The following is a 21343-nucleotide window of genomic DNA, read 5'->3' on the forward strand; positions in this document are numbered from 1 at the left end:
CGCATCGGATGGGTCGGGCGACCTTTTGATATTGTTGCTTCTTTTCTGTGATCCCGCCGGTTCCTACAAGGACAGGGCAAATTTAACGCTAACGCGCGATAACCGCGGACATGTTTCATTCGCGATCCGATTTGCAGGCTTATGCGACTATCTTGACCGGCGCTGGCGGCGCAGTGCGGTGGCCGCAGCAAAGGCCAACTGCTTTAACGCTCCGTTAATCCTCGAGGCGCCGACGATCCCGAGCTCGCATGCTGAACCGCCATTTCTCCATTTACCTCGCCGCCTACATCCTGCCGGCGGCGGTGGGTTTCTTCGCCGTCACCGCCTACACGCGGCTCCTGAGCCCGGCGGAATACGGCGTCTATGTCGTCGGTATCAGCCTTGCCGGCATTCTCGGCGCGATCTTCTTTGCCTGGATCAAGCTGTCGGTGTCGCGCTATCAGGCGATGTCGGCGGAGGTGGATTTTCGCGGCACGGCGATGGTCGCCTTTGGGCTCACGGTCGCAGTGCTTTGTGCCACCACGCCGCTCGTATTCCTGTTCCGCAGCGATGTCAGTGTCGAGCTGCTGCTTGCCAGCATGTTCGTTGCGATCATGGCCAATGCGGTCGATGTCGGGCAGGAGTTCGAGCGCGCCAAGCTGCGCCCCTATCGCTTCGCCGCGATCTCGATCGGGCGCAGCGTGGCGAGTGTCGGCTTCGGGCTCGCCGGCATCTGGCTCGGCTGGGGCGGACTCGGCCTGCTCGCCGCGTTCGGCCTCGGCTCGCTCACGGGCATCATCCTCAATCTCGTCGGCGACCGCAGCAAGATCGCGCGCTTCCAGCACAGCCAGTTCATGCAACTCGCGCGCTACGGCCTGCCGCTGACGCTGGTCGGCCTCTCGGTCGCGCTGTACTCGAGCTGCGACCGTCTCATCGTCGCCTATCTGCTCGGCAAGGACGCCGCCGGCATCTTCGGCGTTGCCGCCGACCTGCCGCGCCAGTTCATGGTGATGATTGCGTCCAGCGTCGCGGCTGCGACCGTGCCTCTGGTGTTCCGGTCGTTGTCGGAGAACAACAAGGAGACGACGCGCGAGCGGCTGACCGAGAGCCTCGAGCTGCTGCTCGGCGTGGTCGCACCCGTTGCGGTCTGGCTGGCGCTCGCAACCGACCAGGTTGCGGGCACGCTCGTGGGCGTCGATTTCCGCGCCGGCGTGTCGGCATTGCTGCCGACACTGGTGCTCGCCCGCTTCCTCGGCATCGCCAACCAGTTCTACGTCCAGATCAGCTTTCAGCTCGCCGAGCGTCCCTTCATGCTGGCGGCGCAGTCCTTCCTCACGCTGGTGGTGAGCGTGGTGCTGATGTTCGCGCTGGTTTCAGGCTACGGGATCTATGGCGCCGCGCTGGCGACGCTCGCGACCGAGGCGATCGGCTTCGTGGTTGCGGTCGTCCTGATGCAGCGCGCCCATCCCGTGCCGTTCGACGCCGCCCGCATCGCCGGCGTGGCTGTCTCCGCAGCGGCGATGGCGGTTGCGATCCTCCTCGCCCGGTCGCAGACCAGTGGCACCGGCTTCGTGGCGCTGACCATGGTGAGCCTTGCCGGCGGGCTCGCTTACGCGGCAGCGGCCTGGCTGCTCAATGTCGCGAATGTCCGGGCCCTTTCGATGCGTTTCCTGCGAAATTTGAACCGGAAGGCACTGGGCGTTTGACGGGTCGGGCGGCCGCAGTCCCGGCGGGGTGGACATTCTGCCGCAGCGGTGGACCGCCAGCTCCGGACCGGCCTGGGCCGCAAGCGCCCTTCCGTCCGTGCGGGCCGTCGTATATGAGAGATTTGCCGCCGGAACGTGCCGAATCTCGCCACAGACGGAACGTATGGCAGCTGTGATTTCTTAATTTAGAGATCGCAAACTGACATTTGACCGGCACGCGCGGGCGGCATTTCGACCGAGGATGGCATGAAAAACCTGATGACAACGGCGCAATCCACCTTGGCGGTGCGGCGTTGGGGGCCTCCCGGAGTTGTGACCCTGGCGGCTATGGTCGCATTGGCGACGCTGGGCCCGGCGTCCGCAGCCAAGCAGGCGCGTCAGGTCGCCGAGGCGGTGGCCCAGCGCGAGGCCGGCGAGCCGATCATGGCGATCGTGTCGATCAAGAGCCAGCAGGTCACCTTCTACGACGCCGATGGCTGGATCCTGCGTGCGCCGGTCTCGACCGGCACCACCGGGCGCGAGACGCCAGCCGGCGTCTTCGCCATCGTCGAGAAGGACAAGGACCACCGCTCGACCATGTATGACGATGCCTGGATGCCGAACATGCAGCGGATCACCTGGAACGGCATCGCGCTGCATGGCGGCCCGCTGCCGGGCTATGCCGCCTCGCATGGCTGCGTGCGCATGCCGTTCGGCTTTGCCGAGAACCTGTTCGACAAGACCAACATCGGCATGCGCGTGATCATCTCGCCGAACGACGCGGCGCCGGTCGATTTCACCCACCCCTCGCTGTTCGTGCCGAAGCGGGAGGCCATTGCGGCAGTGCCGAGCCGGGCCGACAAGCTCTCGGCCGAGGCCGAGGAGGCCACCAGGGCCGCCGACGAGACCAAGAAGGCGGCGGCCGCGGCCGCGAAGGAGGCGGCCTCGCTCCCAGCCTTGCTGCGCAAGCTGGAGCAGCAGAAGGCCCGCGCCGACGCCGAGCTCGCCTTCGCCGACAAGACGCTCGCGAATGCAAAGACCGATCAGGCCCGCGTCAAGGCCGAGGAGCTGAAGCAGAAGGCGGCGACGAAGGCCGCCGATGCGGCGACGCAACTGGACGCCGCCAAGGCTGCGGCGCAGCCGAAGCGTGACGCGGTCGCTGCGACGAAAGAGGCGGCGAAGGTGGCTGCGGCGAAGAAGGCCGACGCGGTGAGGGCCGCGACCGATGCCAAGCTCGCGTTGGAGCCGGTCTCGGTCTATATCAGCCGCGCGACGCAGAAGCTCTACGTGCGGCGGAACACGCACAAGCCGGCGCCGGACGGCGGCGGCGAGGTGTTCGACACCAGCATCGAGGTCCCCGTCACGATCCGCAATCCCGACCAGCCGCTCGGCACGCACATCTTCACGGCCATGGCGAGGACCGACACGGGCCTGCGCTGGAGCGTGGTCACGATCGACAGCGGCGACGACGCCAAGGCCGCGCTCGACCGCATCACCATCCCGCAGGACGTGTGGGATCGCATCGGACCGACCGCGCTGCCGCGCTCCTCGATCATCATCTCGGACGAGCCGCTGAGCAGCGAGACCAACTACCGCACCGAGTTCGTCGCGGTGCTGAGCAACCATCCCCAGGGCGGCTTCATCACGCGCAAGCCGACCGCCCCGTCGATGGACATTGCCAGCGATGACGGCTGGGACAATGGCGGCAACGGCTTCGGCTACTTCTTCCAGCAGCGCGATCCGTACGCGCAACCGGTCAACCCGCGCCGGCAGCGCGGCGGGTACCAGTACTATCAATCGACGCAGCCGATGCAGCGGAGCTGGTGGTAACGCGTGCGGCGAAGCTCGCGATTACCGACGCGCCTCGATCACGATCGCCTGGATCTTGCCGTCGATCGCCCCGGAGCCATGGCGCGCCCGGAGCGCCTCGGCAACGACGTCGGTTGCAGCCTGAAGCTTGCTGGCGTCCCTGGCCTCGATCTCGCTGCGCAGCGGCGTGCCCTGGCAGAGCGCGATCGCGACGTATTCGGCCGACGGCGCGCGGCTGGTCTCGGATCGCGTTTCGATCGATATGTCACCGAAGCCCGCACGTTCGAGGTCGGTCCTGATGACGGCCTTGTCGTGATAGCCGTGCGGCGTCCGGACCATGAAACGGGGCGGATCGTCGGGAAACAGCTTTGCGAGCGCGACCGTGGCTTCGTGTGTGAGCACATTGTCCTCGATACGATCCCAGACATTGAACACGAACGTGCCATCGCCCTTCAGGACTCGTTTCACCTCTCCGTAGGCCTTGACGCGGTCTGGGAAGAACATCGCGCCGAACTGGCAGCACACCACGTCGAACTCGGCATCGCCGAAGGGTAGGGCCATTGCGTCCGCCTGCCGCCAGGTGATGCGATCATCATCGGCCTGGCGCTGCGCGGCGACCGCGAGCATGGGCTCGTTGAGATCTGTCGCGACGTAGCGGACCCCTGGCGGTAGCGCCGTCGCCATGGCGCGCGTCACGGCGCCGGTGCCCGCGGCGATCTCGAGCAGCACGGAAGGAGAGCGGGCCGCAACGCGCCGTGCCAGGTCCTGCGCATAGATGGAGAAGATCAGCGGGACGAGATACTCGTCATAGATTTTCGGAATCGAGCCGGCGAAAACCTTGTCAGTGCTGGACATGCTTGCCTCGCTGAAGGTTGGACGCGAGGCTCACGTTAGCATGGTTTCCCCCCGGTCGCGCCAGCAACGAAGTAGACCACGCCTTCCTGCCTGGTCTCGCGTTGCGAGCAACGGGCAAGACCGGGCTCGACAACGTCAGGGCCGAAGAGTGGAACAGGATCTACGACGTCAACGTCCGCGGCCCCATTCTGTGTTGCCGCGCCGCGATGCCGAAGTTCGACAATGCGCAGACGCTCGCGATCGATAGCGGCCTGAGCGGGATGTAGCTCCTGTCGCGCAATCCGGGCTGCGAGATGTGCTAATACATCCGTTCATGCTTCTCCCTGACGACCCCGACACATGAAAACCACGCTGCTGAAACCCGAACAGTACACCCGTTCGCCCTGGAAGAACGGCGGCGGCATCCTCACCGACATTGCGGGCGCCCATCGTGCAGACAGCCCGGTAAAGGACTGGGACAGCCTGCTCTGGCGCTTTGCGTCCACGCCGATCGTGACGCCCGGTCCGTTCTCCCACATGCCCGGCATCGACCGCCTGCAGATGGTCGTCAAGGGGCGCGGACTGGTGCTGAAGTCGCCGACGCAGCAGTTCGACGAGCGTGAACCTTTTACGACGGTGCGCTTCTCCGGCGAGCTCGAGATCGTCACCGTGCTGGAGGAAGGTCCCGTCGAGGTCGTGAACCTGATGGCGCGGCGGGGCGCTGCAGAGATCGAGCTTGTCGCCCTGAGGGAACTGGGCGAGCGCCCGTTGCCCCCCGGCACGCACCTCGTCTACGCGGTCTCCGGCGCTTGCAGCATTCGCCTCAATGGGGAGGGTTTCGTCGTTCCCGACGGCAGCACGCTGAAGGTCGAGCTGACCGAGGCGTCCGGTCTGGCGCTCGTTTCAGGCTTGGCGGTGTTGGCGTCGATCCAGCTCGTCGGCTAGGCGGCAACCGCCTTCGGATGCGCACAATTACCGGCACACGATATCTGCTCGATGAAGGCCGCCGCTAAGGGGCAGGATATGAACGCGCCACACCCAAATCCCCCCACGCTGTCCGACGGCGTCGTCCACTGGCTGACCAACGGCACGCGCGACGAGCGCTTCATCGACAATATCTTTGCGGAGATGTGCATCCGCCTCCAGCAGGCCGGCATCCCGCTCAAGCGATCGACGCTTCACATGCTGATCAATCACCCGCAATGGCTCGGCGCCCGCTTCATGTGGTCCCACGGCATGCGCGAGGCGGAGATTGCATTGGTCGACTACGACGTTCGCGAGCGGTCCGAATATATCGGCAGCCCCGCCAACGAGATGCAGAACGGCGCGAGCGAGCTGCGGGAGAACCTCGAACGCGACCCCGCGCTCGGCCGCAAGCATGCGCTCTACGACGAGATGCGGCAGAAGGGTCTGACTGACTATGTGGCCTGGCCGCTGTATCACACGCTGGGCAAGCGCCATCTCATCACTTTCGCTACCGACCGGCCCGGCGGCTTCGAGGACGCGCATATCGCGGCCCTGAAGAACCTGCTGCCGGTGCTGGCGCTGGTCAGCGAGATTCGAGTCAAGAACCGCCTGGCGCGAACGCTGCTGGAGACCTATGTCGGCGCCCATGCCGGCGAGCTGATCCTGGCCGGCGCCACCCGGCGCGGCACCGGCACCACGGTGCGCGCGGCGATCATGATCTGCGATTTGCGCGATTTCACGAAAATCTCCGACAACTGGCCTCGCGACGACGTCATCGACCTCCTCAACGACTATTTCGACGCGATGTCGGAGCCGATCACACGGCATGGCGGCGAGATCCTGAAATTCATCGGCGACGGCCTGCTCGCCATCTTCCCGCTGAGCCAGCCCGATGCCTGCGCCAACCTGCTGCATGCCGTGAGAGAAGCGAGGGAAGCCATGGCCGCGCTGAATGAGCGCAACAGGAGCAGCGCCCGCGCGCCGCTTAACTACGGCATCGGCGTCCATGTCGGCGACGTCATGTACGGCAATATCGGATCGTCGAGCCGGCTCGATTTCACCGTGATCGGTCCCGCCGTCAACATGGCCTCCCGCCTCGAAGCGCTCACGAAGCAGATTGGGCGCAACGTGCTGCTGTCGCGCGACTTCGCCGAACTCGTGCAGCCGAAATTCGAACTGGAGCGCGTGGGCAAATACGACGTCCGCGGCTTCAGCGATCCGATCGAGCTGTTTGCGTTTCCTGGGTGAGGGATCGGCAAGGCCGTTCGGCGCCGGCGATCACTTCCGGTTCGCTCCGGTTGAGCCGGAGCCCGGTATCGCCTGCTGGCCTCCTTCGGTTTGCCTGGAGTCGTTGTCGCGCGGTCGTTCGGTCGTCGATCTCGCCGGCGCGCTGGATCCGCCGCCATTGTTGTCGGACGACGTGTTGAGGCTCGAGGCTCCCGCGCCCGTGGTGCCGCCGGTGCCGGATGAATCGATGCTGGAGCCGGTCCTCGACGGACCCGTGCCGCCTTGCGCGAACGCGCAGGATTGAGCGGCGAGAGCCGCAACGAGGCCTGCCAGAACAAGCGCTTTCATGTGCGCTCCTTTGCTTGAGGTCGGACGGCGCCGGCTCTGGTCCAGGGGGCGGAGTTCGAGCCGGCGCCGTTTGCCGGACGATGTGGGACCCGGCACGGGTCAATGCGCGGTGAGGTGAGGCTGTTCCTATTTGCGGGGAGGTTGCCAATGCCGCATTGTACGACTACGCTTCGCAGCAAGCCTACTATGCCCAGACGGTCCTGCGATCAGCCGCCCGTTTATGCCAAAATTCCTTCGCATCGGTGTCCATCAGTCGAACGTCTCCGGCTACACCTCGAAAGCGTGGTGCATCAGGCGTGCCGGCACGACGATCTTCCTGAAGTGGGGCGCCGTGGAGGTGCATGGCGCAGGCAGCGGGCGAAAGGTCTACTGGGCGCGCGTGCCGCAGGAGAAGACGATCCGCTGCCGCACGCCGCAGCGCGCCCGGGACTATGTCAAGGCCGCGATCGCGCGTCGCCGCAACCACCGCTATGAGCCGCTGGCCGGGGCCATCGCGAACCGGCGCCCATCGGCCGCACGCACCGCCGAGCTCAAGCACGCGCTCGCCACCATCCTGATCGTCGACATCGTCGGCTCCACCGCCAAGGCCGCCAAGCTCGGCGATGCGCGCTGGACCAAGGTGATGGGTCACTACTACGCCGCTGTCCGCAAGGAGCTGAAGAGCTCGCGCGGCAAGGAGGTCGTGACCACCGGCGACGGCGTGCTGGCGACCTTCAAGGCACCCGCCGCCGGCATCACTTGCGCAACCGCGATCCAGAACGCCGTGCGGACGCTGGGCCTCGAGATCCGGGTCGGTCTGCACGCCGGCGAGTACACGATCAGCGGCGGCGAAATGGTGGGCCTTGCCTTCCACATCGGCACCCGCATCGCCGCCAAGGCGCGCGCCGGCGAAGTCCTGGTCTCGAGCGCGGTGAAGGAGCTGCTGAAGGCGCAGTCCGCGATCAGCCTGAGAGATCACGGCGTGCACCGGCTCAAGGGCGTGCCCGAGCGGTGGCGGCTGTGGCGGGTGGAGGGGTGAGACGCGCGCTCCGGCTTGGTCGCCAGGCCTGCGATCAATCAGCTGTCAAAACGTCTCGGTGATCTTGCTCAGGCGAGGGGGACGATCCGGGTCAAATCCGCGGGCGCGTGCCGCCTGCTCGATCATTCGATAGGCCGGAACGAGCATGGTGATCGCGTCGGTGGCAGGGTCATCCTCGGCCAGCCAGGGCAGCGAGCCATGCGGTCCGCCGCAGAGATGCAGCGCGAACTTCTGCTCGCGCAACTCCTCCGCAAGTGCGTCCACGCTGGCCGCAGTTTCATCCATGAGGCGCAGCATGAGGACCGGCGTACGCGACGACAGCGCGGCACGTGGCCCATGCTGCAGCTCGGCGGCGCTCAAGCCGATGGAGGGCAGGCGCAGGATTTCCGAAAGCTTGAGCGCGATCTCCCTCGCCGACCCCAGGGCCAGGCCTCGAGCTGCCACAAACACGGCCGACGCCTTGACGAGATCATCGGCAATCGCGGACCAGTCGAGCGCCAGCGCAGGGCGCAGGCGCTCGGGCAGCCGGTCGAGGGCTGACCGCAGCGCACGATCTTGCGCCAGCTCGGCAACCAGTCCGGCACCGGCGGCCATCGAGCCGATGACGGTCTTTGTCGCCGCAACTGAATGCTCCTGGCCGGCTTCGATCGGAACGACGAACTCCGCTTCGTCAGCCACCGGCGACGAGGTCGTATTGACGATGGCAATGGTGCGGGCGCCCGAAGCGCGCGCCGACCTTGTCGCTGCGACGAGATCCGGGCTGCGCCCGGATTGCGAGATCACGATGAACAGCGCATCGCGCAGCATCAAGGGTGTGCGAAATGCCGTGACCACCGAGGGAGCACTCGCTGAAACGGGAAGGCGAAGCCGCGTCTCGACAAGGTATCTCAGGAAAACTCCGGCATGCCCGGAGCTTCCCCGACCACACACGACGCACAGGGGGGCGGAGCCTATCTCGATTCGCTGCGCGATGTCGCGGGTGGCTGGACGACCACGAACGATTTTCGCGACGGTATCGGCGCTTTCCAGGATTTCACTCGCCATCGCGGATGTCGTCACGATTCGGCCGCTCCCCCCTGCTTTCGTGCCGGCGGTGCCTTGGGATGCCGGTCACGATGCGAGTCCCGATCTCTGGCGAGCTCGGCAAACACGCGCCGGAGATTGCCATCGCCGTCCCTCAGAATGGTCTCGGCATCAGCCCTATCGACGCCCAGCGCCAGAAGGACTGCCGTCTTGACGTCTCCTTCGGCCTGCTCGAGCGAGCGTGCCGCGTGCGACGGATCGCAGCCGGCGATTTGCGCCACCATCGCCTCGGCACGCCGCTTCAGCTTGGCATTGGTCGGCTGCATGTTCACCATCATGCCGCGATACACCCGGCCAAGACGCAGCATGATTCCCGAGGAGATCAGGTTGAGCACGACCTTCTGCGCAGTGCCGGCCTTCATCCGCGTGGAGCCGGCGATCAGCTCGCGGCCAGTCTCGATCAGGATGGGAAACCTGGCCGACGCCAGCAGGGCGGTGCCGGGATTGTTGGCGACACCGATGATCACGGCCCCGCAGGCGCCTGCCTGCTGCAGCGCCGCGACCGTGAACGGCGTCGTCCCGCTGGCGGCGACCGCAATCACCACATCATGCGCCGTGAGCCGCGCCGCATTGATCTGCGCAACCGCATCATCGATGTCATCCTCGGCGCCCTCGATGCTGGTGACGAAGGCACTGTCTCCCCCGGCGACGACGAAGCGGACGCGCTCTTTGGGCCAGGCGAAGGTCGGCGTCAGCTCGGCGCCGTCCTGGACCGCCACGCGCCCCGAAGTGCCGGCGCCGACATAGACAAGGCGACCATGATCGCCGAGCGCCGCTTTGGCCGCTTCGGTCGCCGCGGTGATCGCGGGGAGGGCATGGCCGATCGCTGCGACGGCCGCAAGCTGGCCCTCCCACATCGCCTCCATCGCGGTGGCCAGCGACCATGCATCAAGATCGGCAAAGCGGGGATCGACTTCTTCGGTGGCCATATTGTTGATCCATGCGCCATCAAACGCGGAACTTTGCAGCCGGCTCATGCTCGGTTTCCATTCTGGGTAGCTTGAGCCGTCCTCGCGCCACCAGTAACGCGCCGGCCGCCGCATCGCCGTCAGGACGCTTCAGGCGGGCGCGCAGGTCGGGCGTCAGCCAGGGCGTGATGGCATCCGCGAGCCCGCCCACCAGCGAGAGCCGGTCGATTCCTCTCGCCAGGAATAGATCGAGCAGATCGCCAATGGCATCTGCCGCGCGTTCGACAATGCGGCGGCCGACCGGATCGCCTCGATTTGCGTGCCGCATCACGATCGGTGCGAATGCGGCGTAGTCTGCGGCTCTGGCTTGTTCGGACCAGGCCACCGCCTGATAGGGATCATCATCGAAGGCGCCGAGCACCTCTGAAAGCAATGGCGTCAACTCGCCGCGGCGATCGGCGGCCCGCAGCGCCAATCGGACAACCTGCAGGCCGATGTCGGCGCCGCTGCCTTCGTCCGACACTGGAAAACCGTAACCGGCGAGACGGACCTCGCGGCCGTCGACCAGGCCGACACCGACCGAGCCTGTGCCGGCCACGACGATGGCTCCGTCCGCCCCGCTATGGGCGCCAAGACAGGCCGCGAGGCCGTCGCTGATCAAGCTAACGGACGCAAAGGGATGCGCGATCTCGCTGAGCGCCGCTTTCGCGCCCCGGCGGCCGATGCCGGCAAGGCCGATTCCGGCGTGCATTTGGGCGAAATCCTCGCGGCTCAGTCCGGCCCGTGCGGCCGCCGCTTCGGTCGCCTCCATGATGGACCGCCAGGCCTTGTCCACGCCGATCCGCGTCGTGGCCGGCCCCGAGCTCGCTTCTCCGAGCGCCTTGCCGTTTTCGTCCTCGATCCGGGCGCGGCAGCGGGTTCCGCCGCCATCAATGCCGAGATACGTGGTACCTTTTGTTCCCATGGAAAGTTAACGCGAAGGTTTCGCTTGGGGTCCGCACAAGCTCCCTCTGGCGTACATATGAACTCCTGTGCGAGACTCGCCTCACGAGTCCGTGACGGCCATTCCCGGATCGATACAGATGGACCACGCTGGTTCTGCCGCTCTCACGATTGCTGCCGAGCACATCTTTGATGGCATCGACATGCGCGGGCCGGGGTCGGTCAGGATCGCGCAGGGACGGATTGAAAGCATCAGCTTCGACGAGGCCGCGGGGGCGTCAATCCGCCTTCCCCGAGATGCGATCCTTGCACCCGGATTCATCGACATCCAGGTGAACGGAGGCGGGGGCGTGCTTCTCAACGACCAGCCGACCGAGGCCGGCGTTCGCCGTATCGTCGAGGCGCACCGCACGGCTGGCACTACTGGCTGCTTGCCGACCCTCATCTCCGATCGAACCGAGGTCATCGAACGATTGGCTGCAACAGCCGAGGCGTGCCTCGAAATTCCCGGCGTGCTCGGCTTTCACCTGGAAGGTCCGGCCCTCAACAGGTCCCGCAAGGGCATTCACCCGGACGCCGAGATACGCGTTCCCGATCGGCGCGACCTCGCCGCCATCAAGAGTTTCGGGCACCGCGGTCGCTCCATTGTGACCCTGGCCCCGGAATGCGTGCCCGCGTCCATGATCGATGAATTGATCGACGCCGGATTGCGTGTCGCGGCGGGCCACAGCGACGCCAGCGCAGCCGAAACTGGGGAGGCGGTCGATCGCGGTGTCTCGGGGGTGACCCATCTGTTCAATGCCATGTCGCAGTTGAACGCCCGAGAGCCGGGCCTGGTGGGCGCCGCGCTCGGGGATGACCGGCTGTTTGCAGGGATCATCTGCGACGGCATCCACGTCGACCGGGTCGGTTTGCGTGTTGCCTTCCGCTGCAAGGGGCGCGATCGATTGATGCTGGTCACCGATGCCATGCCATTGGCGGGAACGAGCGGCCGGCAATTCATGCTCCAGGGCAGGGAGATCACGTTGCACGAGGGGCGCCTGACGGGCCCGGACGGCACACTCGCAGGCGCTCACCTCACCATGATCGAGGCGGTACGCAACGCTGTTGCCCTCATCGGAATCTCTCTCGTCGATGCCCTCATCATGGCGTCCCGGACACCCGCTTCGTTTCTGGGCCTTGACGCCGAGCTTGGACGCGTCGCGCCGGGATACCGCGCGGATCTTGTCGCTTTCAATCCGAATTTTGAGGTCGTCGGCACATGGATCGGCGGTAGGGGTGCGATGGGGGAGGCCAGCAAGGCTTTCGAGCGAGGTTAGATGCGCAATCATCCCGTCATCGTGCAGAAATACGGCGGTGTCTGCCTCGAGACACCGGCGAAGATTCGCGCGGTTGCGCGCAGTCTCGCCGACCTGCACGGCCGCGGTCACCGCGTCGTGGCGATCGTCTCCGCCATGGGCACGACCACCGACCAGTTGATTCAGATGGCTCATCAGGTCAGCCCAGCTCCCAACCGCCGTGAGCTCGACATGCTGCTGACGACGGGTGAGCGCATCAGCATGTCCCTGATGAGCATGGCGCTTTCCGATCTCGGCGTGCCTGCGATCAGCTTCACCGGCAGCCAAGCCGGCGTGATGACCGACGACTCCCACTCCTCCGCACGCATTCTGGACGTGCGGCCCATTCGCGTGCTCGAGGAGCTCGATCGCGGACGCGTCGTGGTGCTGGCGGGATTCCAGGGCGTGAACCCGGCGACCAGGGAAATCACCACGCTCGGCCGGGGCGGCAGCGACACCACGGCCGTCGCGATGGCCGCCGCGCTGAAAGCCGAACGCTGTGAAATCATCAAGGAGGTCGACGGAATTTGTTCGGCCGATCCGCGCATTGTGCCGGATGCAAGACCCCTGCGGCAGGTGGACTTCGCATCCCTGTCGGAGATGTGCTTCTGGGGTGCGAAGATCCTGCATTTTCGCAGCGTAGAGCTGGCGCACAGTCAGGATGTGCCTCTGGTCCTCAAGCAATGGGGCGGCGTCGAGCACAGTACCCAAGTGATGAAAGAGGTTTCAGGCATGGAAAACGGGAAGGTTCTCGCCGTCAACTCGATAGCCCGCATTGAGCATGTGGAAATCGATTCCAGGGATCTCAATCACGGTTTCGAGAAGCTCGCGCAGCATCTCAAGCAAAACAGCCTGTCGTGGCCGCAGCTCCTTGCATCACACTTCGCCGCAGGAAAAACCAGCATGACGGTGGCATGCGATACTGAGTGGCTGGATGCCTTGCTGCGCACGCTGGAGCACGCTGGCGATCTGCGCAAGCAGCGCGAAGCTTCGAGTGCGGTGAGTCTCACCTGCTTCGGTGGCGTCTCATCGGAACTGCCGTTCAGGGCATTGCAGGTCCTTGGGGCTCACGGGATTGTCCCCGACAGGTACGTGTTGTCACCGCATTCGGTCAGCCTGTTTCTGCCCGTGGAGGACCGGGATGTCGCGGTCAAAGCGTTGCATGCGCTTGTCCAGCAAGCCCAGGATCCGAGCAGCATCGCGAACGCGAACTGACGCGAGAGCCGTCTGCGAGATCGCTCCTTGGGAATCCGGTCGCGGCGGCGGTCACCAGCCTTCGCCCTTCGGCGTGGCAGCCTTCGCTCGCTTCGCTTTGCATATGTGGTGCTGACTTGCCTACCCCTTCTACCTGCAAGAAGAATGACGTAAGGATTGCAAGGAAGAGGATTTGAGATGGCCAAGAACACCGAGAAAAAGCCGCCTGCACTCAAGGGCGTGTCGGCAGCCGAACGGGCTTTGGCGGTGTTAACGGCCTTCCGTCGAGGCGACAGTGCCTTGAGCTTGGCGGAGTTGGCCGAGCGCACCGGACTTGTCAAAAGCACCATTCTGCGGCTTGCTTTGTCGCTGCAACAATACCGGCTGCTCGCGCGTTTGCCGGATGGTTCTTACCGGCTCGATGCAGAGACGTTGCGCCTCGGCACGGCCTATCAACAGGCGTTTCGTCTTTCCGATCACGTCATGCCCGTGCTCGAGCAACTCGCAGCGAGAACCGGCGAGACGACGTCCTTCTACGTTCGCAATGGCGAAGAGAGGCTGTGTCTTTTCCGGGTGGAGAGCACCAGTCGCATTCGGATGACCGTGCAGCCGGGCGACACCCGTCCGATGGATAAATCGGCCATCGCCCAGACCCTTCGTCGGTACGAGTCCGGAGTCCCCGGTCCGGACGACGAACTGCCGCTCTTCAGCTCCGGCGTCACCGATCCTCATGCCGCCGCGCTCGCCATGCCTGTGTTCGGCATCGGCGATTCCCTGGTCGGGGCGCTGGCGATTTCAGGGCCGGTCAGCCGCCTTACGGCTGCGCGGGCGGAGCAGATGAAAGGTGCGCTGGTCGAGGCCGCCACCAAGCTCACCCTGGCGTGTGGCGGGCCCCCCCTCTCCGGCACCGGAAAGGCCTCCCGAAAGCGGTCCAGTTTGACCGCATGAAACGAAACGTCGTTCTATTTTTGCTTGCCGCGTCCGCCGCCATCGGCCTATAAGCCTTCATAACAGACGATGGGAGGACGAACGTCGTGGCAGCAACGCTCACGCGCAGGACTGTCCTTGCTGGACTAGGCGCATCACTCGTTCCGCACCTCGCGGCGGCGCAGGCAGAGGGAGTGCGCTGGTCGAGCGGTTCCGAGAAGCCGCGCTTCTTTGCGCCGGCAGGCTCCACCGACTGCCATTTCCACACCTATGACAAGACCTACCCCGTCATGAAGGGTGCAACCCTGCTGCCGGAGGACGCCTTGCCCGACGATTATCGCGCCCTCCAGCGCCGGATCGGCACGACGCGGGGCGTCATCATCCAGCCCTCCACCTATGGTACCGACAACCGGCTGCAAATCGCCTCACGCCAGGCGCTGGGCGCGGAGAACTTTCGTGTTGTCGCGGTCGTGCCGGAGGACGTATCGGATGCCGACCTGCGACGGCTCGACGAGCAAGGTGTTCGGGGCGTTCGCTTCAACCTCGGATTTCCCGGCGTGTTGACGGTGGAGTCGCTCAAGCCACTCGCGCCGCGGCTGGCCGATCTCGGCTGGCATTGCCAGATCAACATGCGCCCCCAGCAGATCGAGGACCATGCGGACCTGCTGGCTTCTCTGCCCGGGCGTCTCGTGTTTGATCATCTCGCGCAGGTGCCGCAACCGGGTGGCGTCGAGAGCGCTCCCTACAAGATCGTTCGTGGCTTGCTCGACCGCGGCAAGACCTGGGTCAAACTGTCGGGTCCCTACGTGTCCAGCAAGCACGGCGCGCCGGACTACGCCGACGCAGGTGCCGTTGCCGCAGCTTACGTGAGGGCTGCACCGGAGCGGATGGTCTGGGGCAGTGACTGGCCGCATCCCTCGGAGCGCGACAGCAAGCCGGATGATGCGCGCCTGTTCGATCTCTTTGCCCAATGTGCAGGAAGCGACCTCGCGTTCAAGCGCATCCTCGTCGACAACCCAGCCGAGCTCTACGGCTTTCCGAAAGTCGCCCCATGACGTTTTTCAACCCGCCGCGCCGGATCGAAACCAGCATCTTCACGCGGCTTCCGGATCAGTTTCGCAAACCACGCCGCACGACCTGGGCGGATGCCAACCAGGGTGGACGTGAGATCGATTCGTTCCTCGAGGGACCTTCATTCGATCGGCAGGGCCGGCTCTACATCGCTGACATTCCCTACGGGCGCATCTTCCGGGTCACCCCAGAGGGAAAGTGGGAGCTCGTGTCGGAGTATGAAGGATGGCCGAACGGACTGAAGATTCATCGCGATGGCCGCGTCTTCATCACGGACTATAAGCGCGGCATCATGCTGCTTGATCCGGCCAGCGGCACCGTGACGCCGTTCCTGGAAACGGCCGCGAGCGAGAGCTTCAAGGGCGTGAACGATCTCGTCTTCGCACCGTCAGGCAATCTTTATTTCACCGACCAGGGGCAGACGGGGATGCACGATCCCACGGGCCGGGTCTGGAAGCTGACGCCCGACGGCCGTCTCACCTGCCTGATCGACACCATCCCGAGCCCGAACGGCATCGTGGTCGACGCCGAGGAGAGTTTTCTGCTGGTTGCGGTGACGCGGGCCAACCAGATCTGGCGCGTGCCGCTGCCGGCGAGTGGACTCACCACCAAGGTCGGCATCTTCTCGCATCTGCATGGCGGTCCGGGCGGACCTGACGGGCTGGCACTGGACGACGGCGGTAACCTCCTGGTCTGTCACACCGGCTTCGGCTCGATATGGCGGCTGTCGCCACTCGCCGAGCCGCTCGACCGCATCGTCTCATGCGCCGGCGTCGGCACCACCAACCTTGCCTTCGGCGGACCGGAGCGAAAGAGCCTCTTCATCACCGAAAGCCGTACCGGAACGCTGCTGCGCGCCGAGCTCGAAACGCCTGGCCTGCCGATGTTCTCGCACGCGGACTAAGTCAGGCGCGGCGCAGACAAGCCAGCAACGCCTCCGCCAACATGCCATTCCGAGCGGTAGTTCAGCGTCGAGCGGGGCGGCCACGACGCGCACGATGCGAACGAGGTCGTCGACGCCGCGCGGAAACGCCTTGGGAAGCAGCTGATAGATCGAATTGCCGGTCGCCGAGACGACGCGATCCGCGTGGGCCAGCGCCAAATCGCCTTCGGCCCCCCCGCAGCCGACGCTCCGCGGCCGGCTCGCCATGCAGCGGAGCAGGGGCCCGCATATCGGATACGCGTGGCGGCATCCAGTTCCTCCCGGCTGGCGGAAGCCGTAACTCACGGCCGGCGCTCTATTTTTCCATGGGAGCGCCTCTGTTCGGATGATGCAAGCGCCCGCCGTCGGTCTCTACAAAATGAAATACCGTTTCAAAAAAAATTGCAACGGCGTTCTATTTTTGTTAAGGGGCGTCATGGCCGGGGAAACACCGGCTCTGGAGGAAACCAATGGCCAGTGTCACTGCCGCGTCAGCTGTCGCGAGCTTCACGCCCGAGCAGGAGAAGATCCTCTCGAAGGTCATGTGGCGGATCGTGCCGTTCCTGCTGCTCTGTTACATCATCGCCTATCTCGACCGGGTCAACGTCGGTATCGCCAGCCTCACGATGAACCAGGACATCGGCATCTCGCCCTACCAATTCGGTTGGAGCGCGGGGCTGTTCTTTTTCGGCTATTTCCTGGCAGAGGTACCGAGCAACTTGGCCTTGCAGGCGATCGGCGCCCGCAAATGGATTGCCCGTATCCTGATCACCTGGGGCTTGATCTCGGCCGCCACCGCGTTCGTGGCCGGTCCCGTGAGTTTTGGCCTGATGCGCTTCCTGCTCGGGCTCGGCGAGGCCGGCTTCACGCCCGGCGTGTTCCTCTACTTCACCTACTGGTTTCCGGCGCGCATTCGGGGCAGGGCGACTGCAGCATTTCTGCTCGGTATCCCGATTGCCAACATCGTCGGCGCGCCGATCTCGAGTTCGCTGCTCACCCTCGACGGTCTTGCCGGCCTGCATGGCTGGCAGTGGCTGCTGATCCTCGAGGGACTGCCGGCGACGCTACTTGGCTTCGTGTGCTTCTTCACGCTCACCGACAAGCCAGAGCAGGCCAAGTGGTTGAGCGAGGAGGAGCGGCGCTGGCTGGTCGAGGTGCTCGCGGCCGAGCGGGCGGCAATTGCCGCCAAGCACTCGTCCCGGCTCAGGGATGCCTTCGTCAATTGGCGGGTTCTTGTCTGCGCTGTCGTCAACTTCTGCGCCATCATAGGCTCTGTCGGCCTCGGTCTATGGATGCCGCAGATCATCAAAGGCCTCGGCTTTGGCGTTGTCGCCGTCGGCTTCATCGCGGCCGTTCCCTATATTTGCGGCGCCATCGCCATGATGTTGTGGGCCCGCCTGTCGGACAAGGGAGGTGAAAGGAGCTGGTTCGTGGCATCCGCGCTGCTCGTCGGCGCAGCCTCGTTGCTTCTCTGCGGTTACGCGACATCGTCCGCGCTGATCTCGATCCTCGCGCTCTGCGGCGCCGTGATCGGGATCATGTGTTACCAGTCGACCTTCTGGCCGATCCCGTCGAGCTTCCTGACCGGCAGCGCCGCAGCTGGCGGCCTCGCGATGATCGTCTCGATCGGCAATCTCGGCGGCTTCGTCGGTCCCTATCTCATCGGCGTGATCCGGCAATCGACCGACAGTTTCTCTTGGGCCCTGATCTCGGTGGCCGCCTTTCTCACTCTCGCCGCCATCCTGATCCGGGTGGTCGGCATCAGCTTGCAGCGACAGGCGGGGACGGCCGACGGTCGCACCAGCTCGATCACACCTCTATCGAAAGGAATTTGAAAAATGAGCGACAAGCAGCAGTTTCGTCTCGGTCTGGTCGGCTATGGCGAGATCGGCAGCACGTTGGGCAAGGGGCTCCGTGGAGCCGGCCTGCAGCAGATCTTCTGCTACGACAAGTACGCTTTCGACGGCCCCTATGCCGATCTGATCCAGAGCCGCGCCAAGGCGGCAGGCGTCACCCTCGTCAAGTCCAACCAGGAACTAGCTGACGCGGCCGAGCTGATCTTCAGCGTGACGCCTGGCTCTTCGTCGCTCGAAAGCGCAGAGGCGTTCGCACCTGTGCTCGATGGCCGCCACACCTTCCTCGACTTCGCCTCCGCCACGCCGAAGGTGAAATACGGCGTGGCCGAGCGGCTCGCCAAGACGGGCGCCACACTCGGGGACGGCTCCATCATGGGGACGCCGAAGAACGGCTATTCAATGCACATGATGTCGAGCGGTCCCGCGGGACAGCGTGTCGTCGATCTGCTCGTGCCCTGGGGCATGAGCATCGAATTCGCCGGCGAGAAGCTCGGCACGGCGTCGGGAATCAAGATCCTTCGCTCCGTCCTGATCAAGGGCATCGAGGCCCTGATCGACGAGACGCTGCTAGCCGCCCGATCCTATGGTCTGGATGAGACGGTGCTGGCTTCGGCCTCGAAGACGCTGACCCGTCCCTTCATGGATACCGTCGAGAGCCTGACGCCCTCCGGCGTGATCCATGCCAAGCGGCGGACCGAAGAGGTCGAGATGGCTGCCGAGGCGGTCGCGGATGCGGGAATCGAGCCGTTGATGGCGCGCGCGACGGCGGCGCGGCTGCGCTGGAAGGACAGCCTCGGCCTGAAGGACCACTTCAAGGGCGTCGTGCCCGAAAACTACAAGATCGCCATCGATGCGATCGTGGCCAAGACGCAGGCCGGAGCCAAGGCGGCGGAATAGAGCCAAGACAACAGAAACGGCAACCAAGTAACAGAACAGGGAGAGAAACGTGACGGCCGCTCGAACTGATGCCGAAGACATCGAGAAGGTGACGATGCGCAGGGTGATCCTGCGCCTCGTGCCGTTCCTGATGATCTGCTACTTCTTTGCGCTGCTCGATCGCGTCAATGTCGGCTTCGCGGCACTGCAGATGAACAAGGATCTCGGGCTCACGCCGGCGATGTTCGGTTTTGCCGCCAGCCTGTTCTTCGTCTCCTACTTCCTCGTGGAAGTGCCGAGCAATCTGGCGCTGCAAAAGGTCGGCGCGCGGCGCTGGATCGCACGTATCATGATCACCTGGGGACTGATCACCGCGTGCATGGCCTTCGTGGTCGGTCCGTACTCGCTCTACGCCATGCGCTTCCTCCTCGGTGCGGCGGAGGCCGGCTTTTTTCCCGGCGCCATCCTCTATTTGACCTATTGGCTGCCGTCGCAATATCGGGCGCGCATCCTGGCGACGTTCACCGTGTCGATACCGCTCGCCACTTTCCTGGGGTCTCCGCTTTCGGTCGGCCTGCTCGAACTGGACGGTATGCTCGGCATGCGCGGCTGGCAGTGGCTGTTCATCCTGGAAGGTCTGCCGACCGTTCTGCTGGGCTTTGCGTGCCTGTTCGTCCTGACCGACAGGCCGGCGGAGGCGTCCTGGCTCACCGTCGCGCAGCGGGAATGGCTGACGGGCCGCATGGAGGCGGAGGCTGCCGCGCGCAAGCCGGTCGGACATCTCTCGCTCTGGCAACTCGCCACCAACAAGTATTTCCTGGTCATGGCCCTGGTCTGTTCCGGCGCCTCGGCTACCGGCAGCGTGTTGTCGGTCTGGCAACCGCAACTGCTCAAGTCGTTCGGCCTCACGAACCTGCAGACCGGCTTTGTCAATGCCATTCCCTACGGCATCGCGACCGTGCTCATGGTGCTGTGGGGACGTCATTCTGACAGGTCGGGGGAGCGCCGTTGGCACACGGCTATCCCGCTCCTGCTCGCCGCCGGCGGCTTCACGGCGTTACAGGAACCGCGGTCGTGCCGACGATCATCATGGTCACGTGCTGTCTGGTGGGTGCGTACGCCTTCAAGGGTCCGTTCTGGGCGCTTTCGGCAAGCTGGCTATCGGCGAGTACGCTTGCAGCGGGCCTCGCCGGGATCAACGCGATTGCCAATCTGATCGGTGGCGGGCTGATGGTGAACGTGGTCGGCGTGGTCAAGGAATGGTCGGGTAGCTTCGTGCTGGGGATGTTGCCTCTCGCGCTGCTCTGCGGCGTCGCTGCAGTTTGCGTTCTTGTACTTGGACGTAGCGCCGCGCGTGCAGCAGACATGGTGGCGGTGAAATCATGAGCCCGCGCAGCAAGCGACAAAAGCACGGCATCACGCGACGCGGGGTTCTCGCCGGCATGCTGGCGGCCAGCACGGGCGCGTGGGCCGCCGGAGTTGAGCAGGCGGTCCCCAACAGCACCGGATCCGCGCCGCCGCGCCTGGATGCGCCCGCGGGCGCGTGCGACTGCCACCACCACATCTATGATGAGCGGTTTCCCGTCTCGTCGCACTGGCGCCAGGGCTTTCCGCCCGGTGCGACCGTCGCGGATTATCGATCGCTGCAGCGCCGGCTCGGTACCAGCAGGAGTGTGGTGGTGCAGCCATCGACCTATGGTATCGACAACCGGTGTCTCGTGGATGCGCTTGGACAACTGGGCGCCGCGTCGCGCGGCGTTGCCGTCGTCGATACCGAGGTCAAGGATGCGGAATTGCGGACGCTCGCCGAGGCCGGCGTTCGCGCCATCCGCGTCAATTTCGTTTCTCCCCAGACTTGGGGAACGACTACACCGGAAATGCTGACCACGCTCGCAAAACGCGTGAGGCCGCTCGGCTGGCACGTGCAGATCCTGATGACGGGCGATCAGATCGTCACCCATGAGAGCGTCATCCGCTCGCTTCCCACCAGGGTGGTGATCGACCATCTCGGGCGGATCCCGCAGCCGGACGGCCTCAAGCATCCGGCGTTCTCAGCGGTTCGCCGTATGCTGGATGAGGGCCGTACCTGGGTGAAGGTGACCGAACCTTATGAGGACTCCAAGCTCGGTCCGCCCTATGCCGACTCCAGCGAAGTCGCTCGCGCCTATGTCAAGGCTGTGCCGGAGCGCGCCTTGTGGGGCACCGACTGGCCGCATCCGACGCAACGCGGCGCCAAGCCCGACGATGCCCTGTTGCTCGATCTCCTTGCAGACTGGGCACCGGACGAAAAAACGCGCCAGCGCATCCTGGTCGACAATCCCACCGAACTGTTCGGCTTCTAGGGCTTCGATGCTCAGGGAA

The 21343-nt window shown here is 65.0% G+C and carries 19 protein-coding genes and 1 pseudogene; 16 read left to right on the forward strand and 4 right to left on the reverse strand.

The features are described from left to right. Positions 1-248: 248 nt before the first annotated feature. Together ACNJYB_RS08620 and ACNJYB_RS08625 are read left to right on the forward strand one after the other, a co-directional pair. On the forward strand, positions 249-1685 hold the full coding sequence (locus ACNJYB_RS08620; RefSeq protein WP_439373544.1) for a lipopolysaccharide biosynthesis protein: 1437 nt from the start codon (positions 249-251) through the stop codon (positions 1683-1685). A gap of 246 nt (positions 1686-1931) precedes the next feature. Further along, positions 1932-3494, forward strand: coding sequence for a L,D-transpeptidase (locus tag ACNJYB_RS08625; RefSeq protein WP_439373545.1), 1563 nt, complete (start codon positions 1932-1934; stop codon positions 3492-3494). A 21-nt stretch (positions 3495-3515) separates the two neighbouring features. Here the strand turns inward: ACNJYB_RS08625 and ACNJYB_RS08630 are convergent, their stop codons facing one another. After that, entirely contained in the window at positions 3516-4328 is an 813-nt protein-coding gene (locus ACNJYB_RS08630) for a class I SAM-dependent methyltransferase (RefSeq protein ID WP_439373546.1), read from the reverse strand. A 101-nt stretch (positions 4329-4429) separates the two neighbouring features. Between ACNJYB_RS08630 and ACNJYB_RS08635 the strand changes: the two genes are divergently transcribed. The 5 genes from ACNJYB_RS08635 (at position 4430) to ACNJYB_RS08655 (ending at position 7866) form a co-directional block, all read left to right on the forward strand. Beyond that, positions 4430-4594, forward strand: coding sequence for a hypothetical protein (locus tag ACNJYB_RS08635; protein ID WP_439373547.1), 165 nt, complete (start codon positions 4430-4432; stop codon positions 4592-4594). Between the two features lie 73 nt (positions 4595-4667). Continuing rightward, complete coding sequence (locus ACNJYB_RS08640) at positions 4668-5252, forward strand: HutD/Ves family protein (RefSeq protein WP_439373548.1); 585 nt, start codon at positions 4668-4670, stop codon at positions 5250-5252. A 78-nt stretch (positions 5253-5330) separates the two neighbouring features. Beyond that, positions 5331-6521, forward strand: a complete 1191-nt coding sequence (locus ACNJYB_RS08645; RefSeq protein WP_439373549.1) for an adenylate/guanylate cyclase domain-containing protein — start codon at positions 5331-5333, stop codon at positions 6519-6521. 103 nt (positions 6522-6624) lie between these two features. After that, the gene (locus ACNJYB_RS08650; protein ID WP_439373550.1) at positions 6625-6804 is read left to right on the forward strand and encodes a hypothetical protein; all 180 of its coding nucleotides are present in this window, start codon (positions 6625-6627) and stop codon (positions 6802-6804) included. A gap of 264 nt (positions 6805-7068) precedes the next feature. Beyond that, entirely contained in the window at positions 7069-7866 is a 798-nt protein-coding gene (locus ACNJYB_RS08655; protein ID WP_439373551.1) for an adenylate/guanylate cyclase domain-containing protein, read from the forward strand. Between the two features lie 45 nt (positions 7867-7911). Here ACNJYB_RS08655 and ACNJYB_RS08660 read toward each other — a convergent pair whose 3' ends face one another. The 3 genes from ACNJYB_RS08660 to ACNJYB_RS08670 are packed head-to-tail and all read right to left on the reverse strand — an operon-like array spanning position 7912 to position 10821. Continuing rightward, positions 7912-8925, reverse strand: a complete 1014-nt coding sequence (locus ACNJYB_RS08660; protein ID WP_439373552.1) for an SIS domain-containing protein — start codon at positions 8923-8925, stop codon at positions 7912-7914. After that, the gene (locus tag ACNJYB_RS08665; protein ID WP_439373553.1) at positions 8922-9878 is read right to left on the reverse strand and encodes an N-acetylmuramic acid 6-phosphate etherase; all 957 of its coding nucleotides are present in this window, start codon (positions 9876-9878) and stop codon (positions 8922-8924) included. Before ACNJYB_RS08665 ends, ACNJYB_RS08660 begins: the two co-directional genes overlap by 4 nt. 19 nt (positions 9879-9897) lie before the next feature. Then, the gene (locus tag ACNJYB_RS08670) at positions 9898-10821 is read right to left on the reverse strand and encodes a BadF/BadG/BcrA/BcrD ATPase family protein (protein WP_439373554.1); all 924 of its coding nucleotides are present in this window, start codon (positions 10819-10821) and stop codon (positions 9898-9900) included. A gap of 118 nt (positions 10822-10939) precedes the next feature. Between ACNJYB_RS08670 and nagA the strand changes: the two genes are divergently transcribed. The 9 genes and pseudogenes from nagA to ACNJYB_RS08715 all read left to right on the forward strand — a co-directional run bounded on the left by nagA (position 10940) and on the right by ACNJYB_RS08715 (position 21324). Beyond that, a complete protein-coding gene (nagA, locus tag ACNJYB_RS08675) occupies positions 10940-12118 on the forward strand; it encodes an N-acetylglucosamine-6-phosphate deacetylase (RefSeq protein ID WP_439373555.1) in 1179 nt (392 codons plus the stop codon). Beyond that, positions 12119-13351 carry an aspartate kinase gene (locus ACNJYB_RS08680; RefSeq protein WP_439373556.1) on the forward strand — a complete coding sequence of 411 codons (1233 nt, stop codon included), beginning with the start codon at positions 12119-12121 and terminating at the stop codon, positions 13349-13351. Positions 13352-13528: 177 nt separating this feature from the next. Beyond that, a complete protein-coding gene (locus tag ACNJYB_RS08685; protein ID WP_439373557.1) occupies positions 13529-14278 on the forward strand; it encodes an IclR family transcriptional regulator in 750 nt (249 codons plus the stop codon). A gap of 86 nt (positions 14279-14364) precedes the next feature. Then, the gene (locus ACNJYB_RS08690) at positions 14365-15312 is read left to right on the forward strand and encodes an amidohydrolase family protein (protein ID WP_439373558.1); all 948 of its coding nucleotides are present in this window, start codon (positions 14365-14367) and stop codon (positions 15310-15312) included. Continuing rightward, complete coding sequence (locus ACNJYB_RS08695) at positions 15309-16232, forward strand: SMP-30/gluconolactonase/LRE family protein (protein ID WP_439373559.1); 924 nt, start codon at positions 15309-15311, stop codon at positions 16230-16232. Before ACNJYB_RS08690 ends, ACNJYB_RS08695 begins: the two co-directional genes overlap by 4 nt. Positions 16233-16720: 488 nt before the next feature. Continuing rightward, a complete protein-coding gene (locus ACNJYB_RS08700; protein WP_439373560.1) occupies positions 16721-18085 on the forward strand; it encodes an MFS transporter in 1365 nt (454 codons plus the stop codon). 3 nt (positions 18086-18088) lie between these two features. Then, on the forward strand, positions 18089-19003 hold the full coding sequence (locus tag ACNJYB_RS08705; protein WP_439373561.1) for a DUF1932 domain-containing protein: 915 nt from the start codon (positions 18089-18091) through the stop codon (positions 19001-19003). 49 nt (positions 19004-19052) lie between these two features. Next, positions 19053-20368 (forward strand): annotated as a pseudogene (locus ACNJYB_RS08710) (MFS transporter). Continuing rightward, on the forward strand, positions 20365-21324 hold the full coding sequence (locus ACNJYB_RS08715) for an amidohydrolase family protein (RefSeq protein WP_439373562.1): 960 nt from the start codon (positions 20365-20367) through the stop codon (positions 21322-21324). Before ACNJYB_RS08710 ends, ACNJYB_RS08715 begins: the two are co-directional and overlap by 4 nt. The last annotated feature ends 19 nt before the right edge of the window (positions 21325-21343 follow it).

The organism is Bradyrhizobium sp. SMVTL-02 (genome assembly GCF_051853005.1).
Lineage (GTDB): Bacteria > Pseudomonadota > Alphaproteobacteria > Rhizobiales > Xanthobacteraceae > Bradyrhizobium.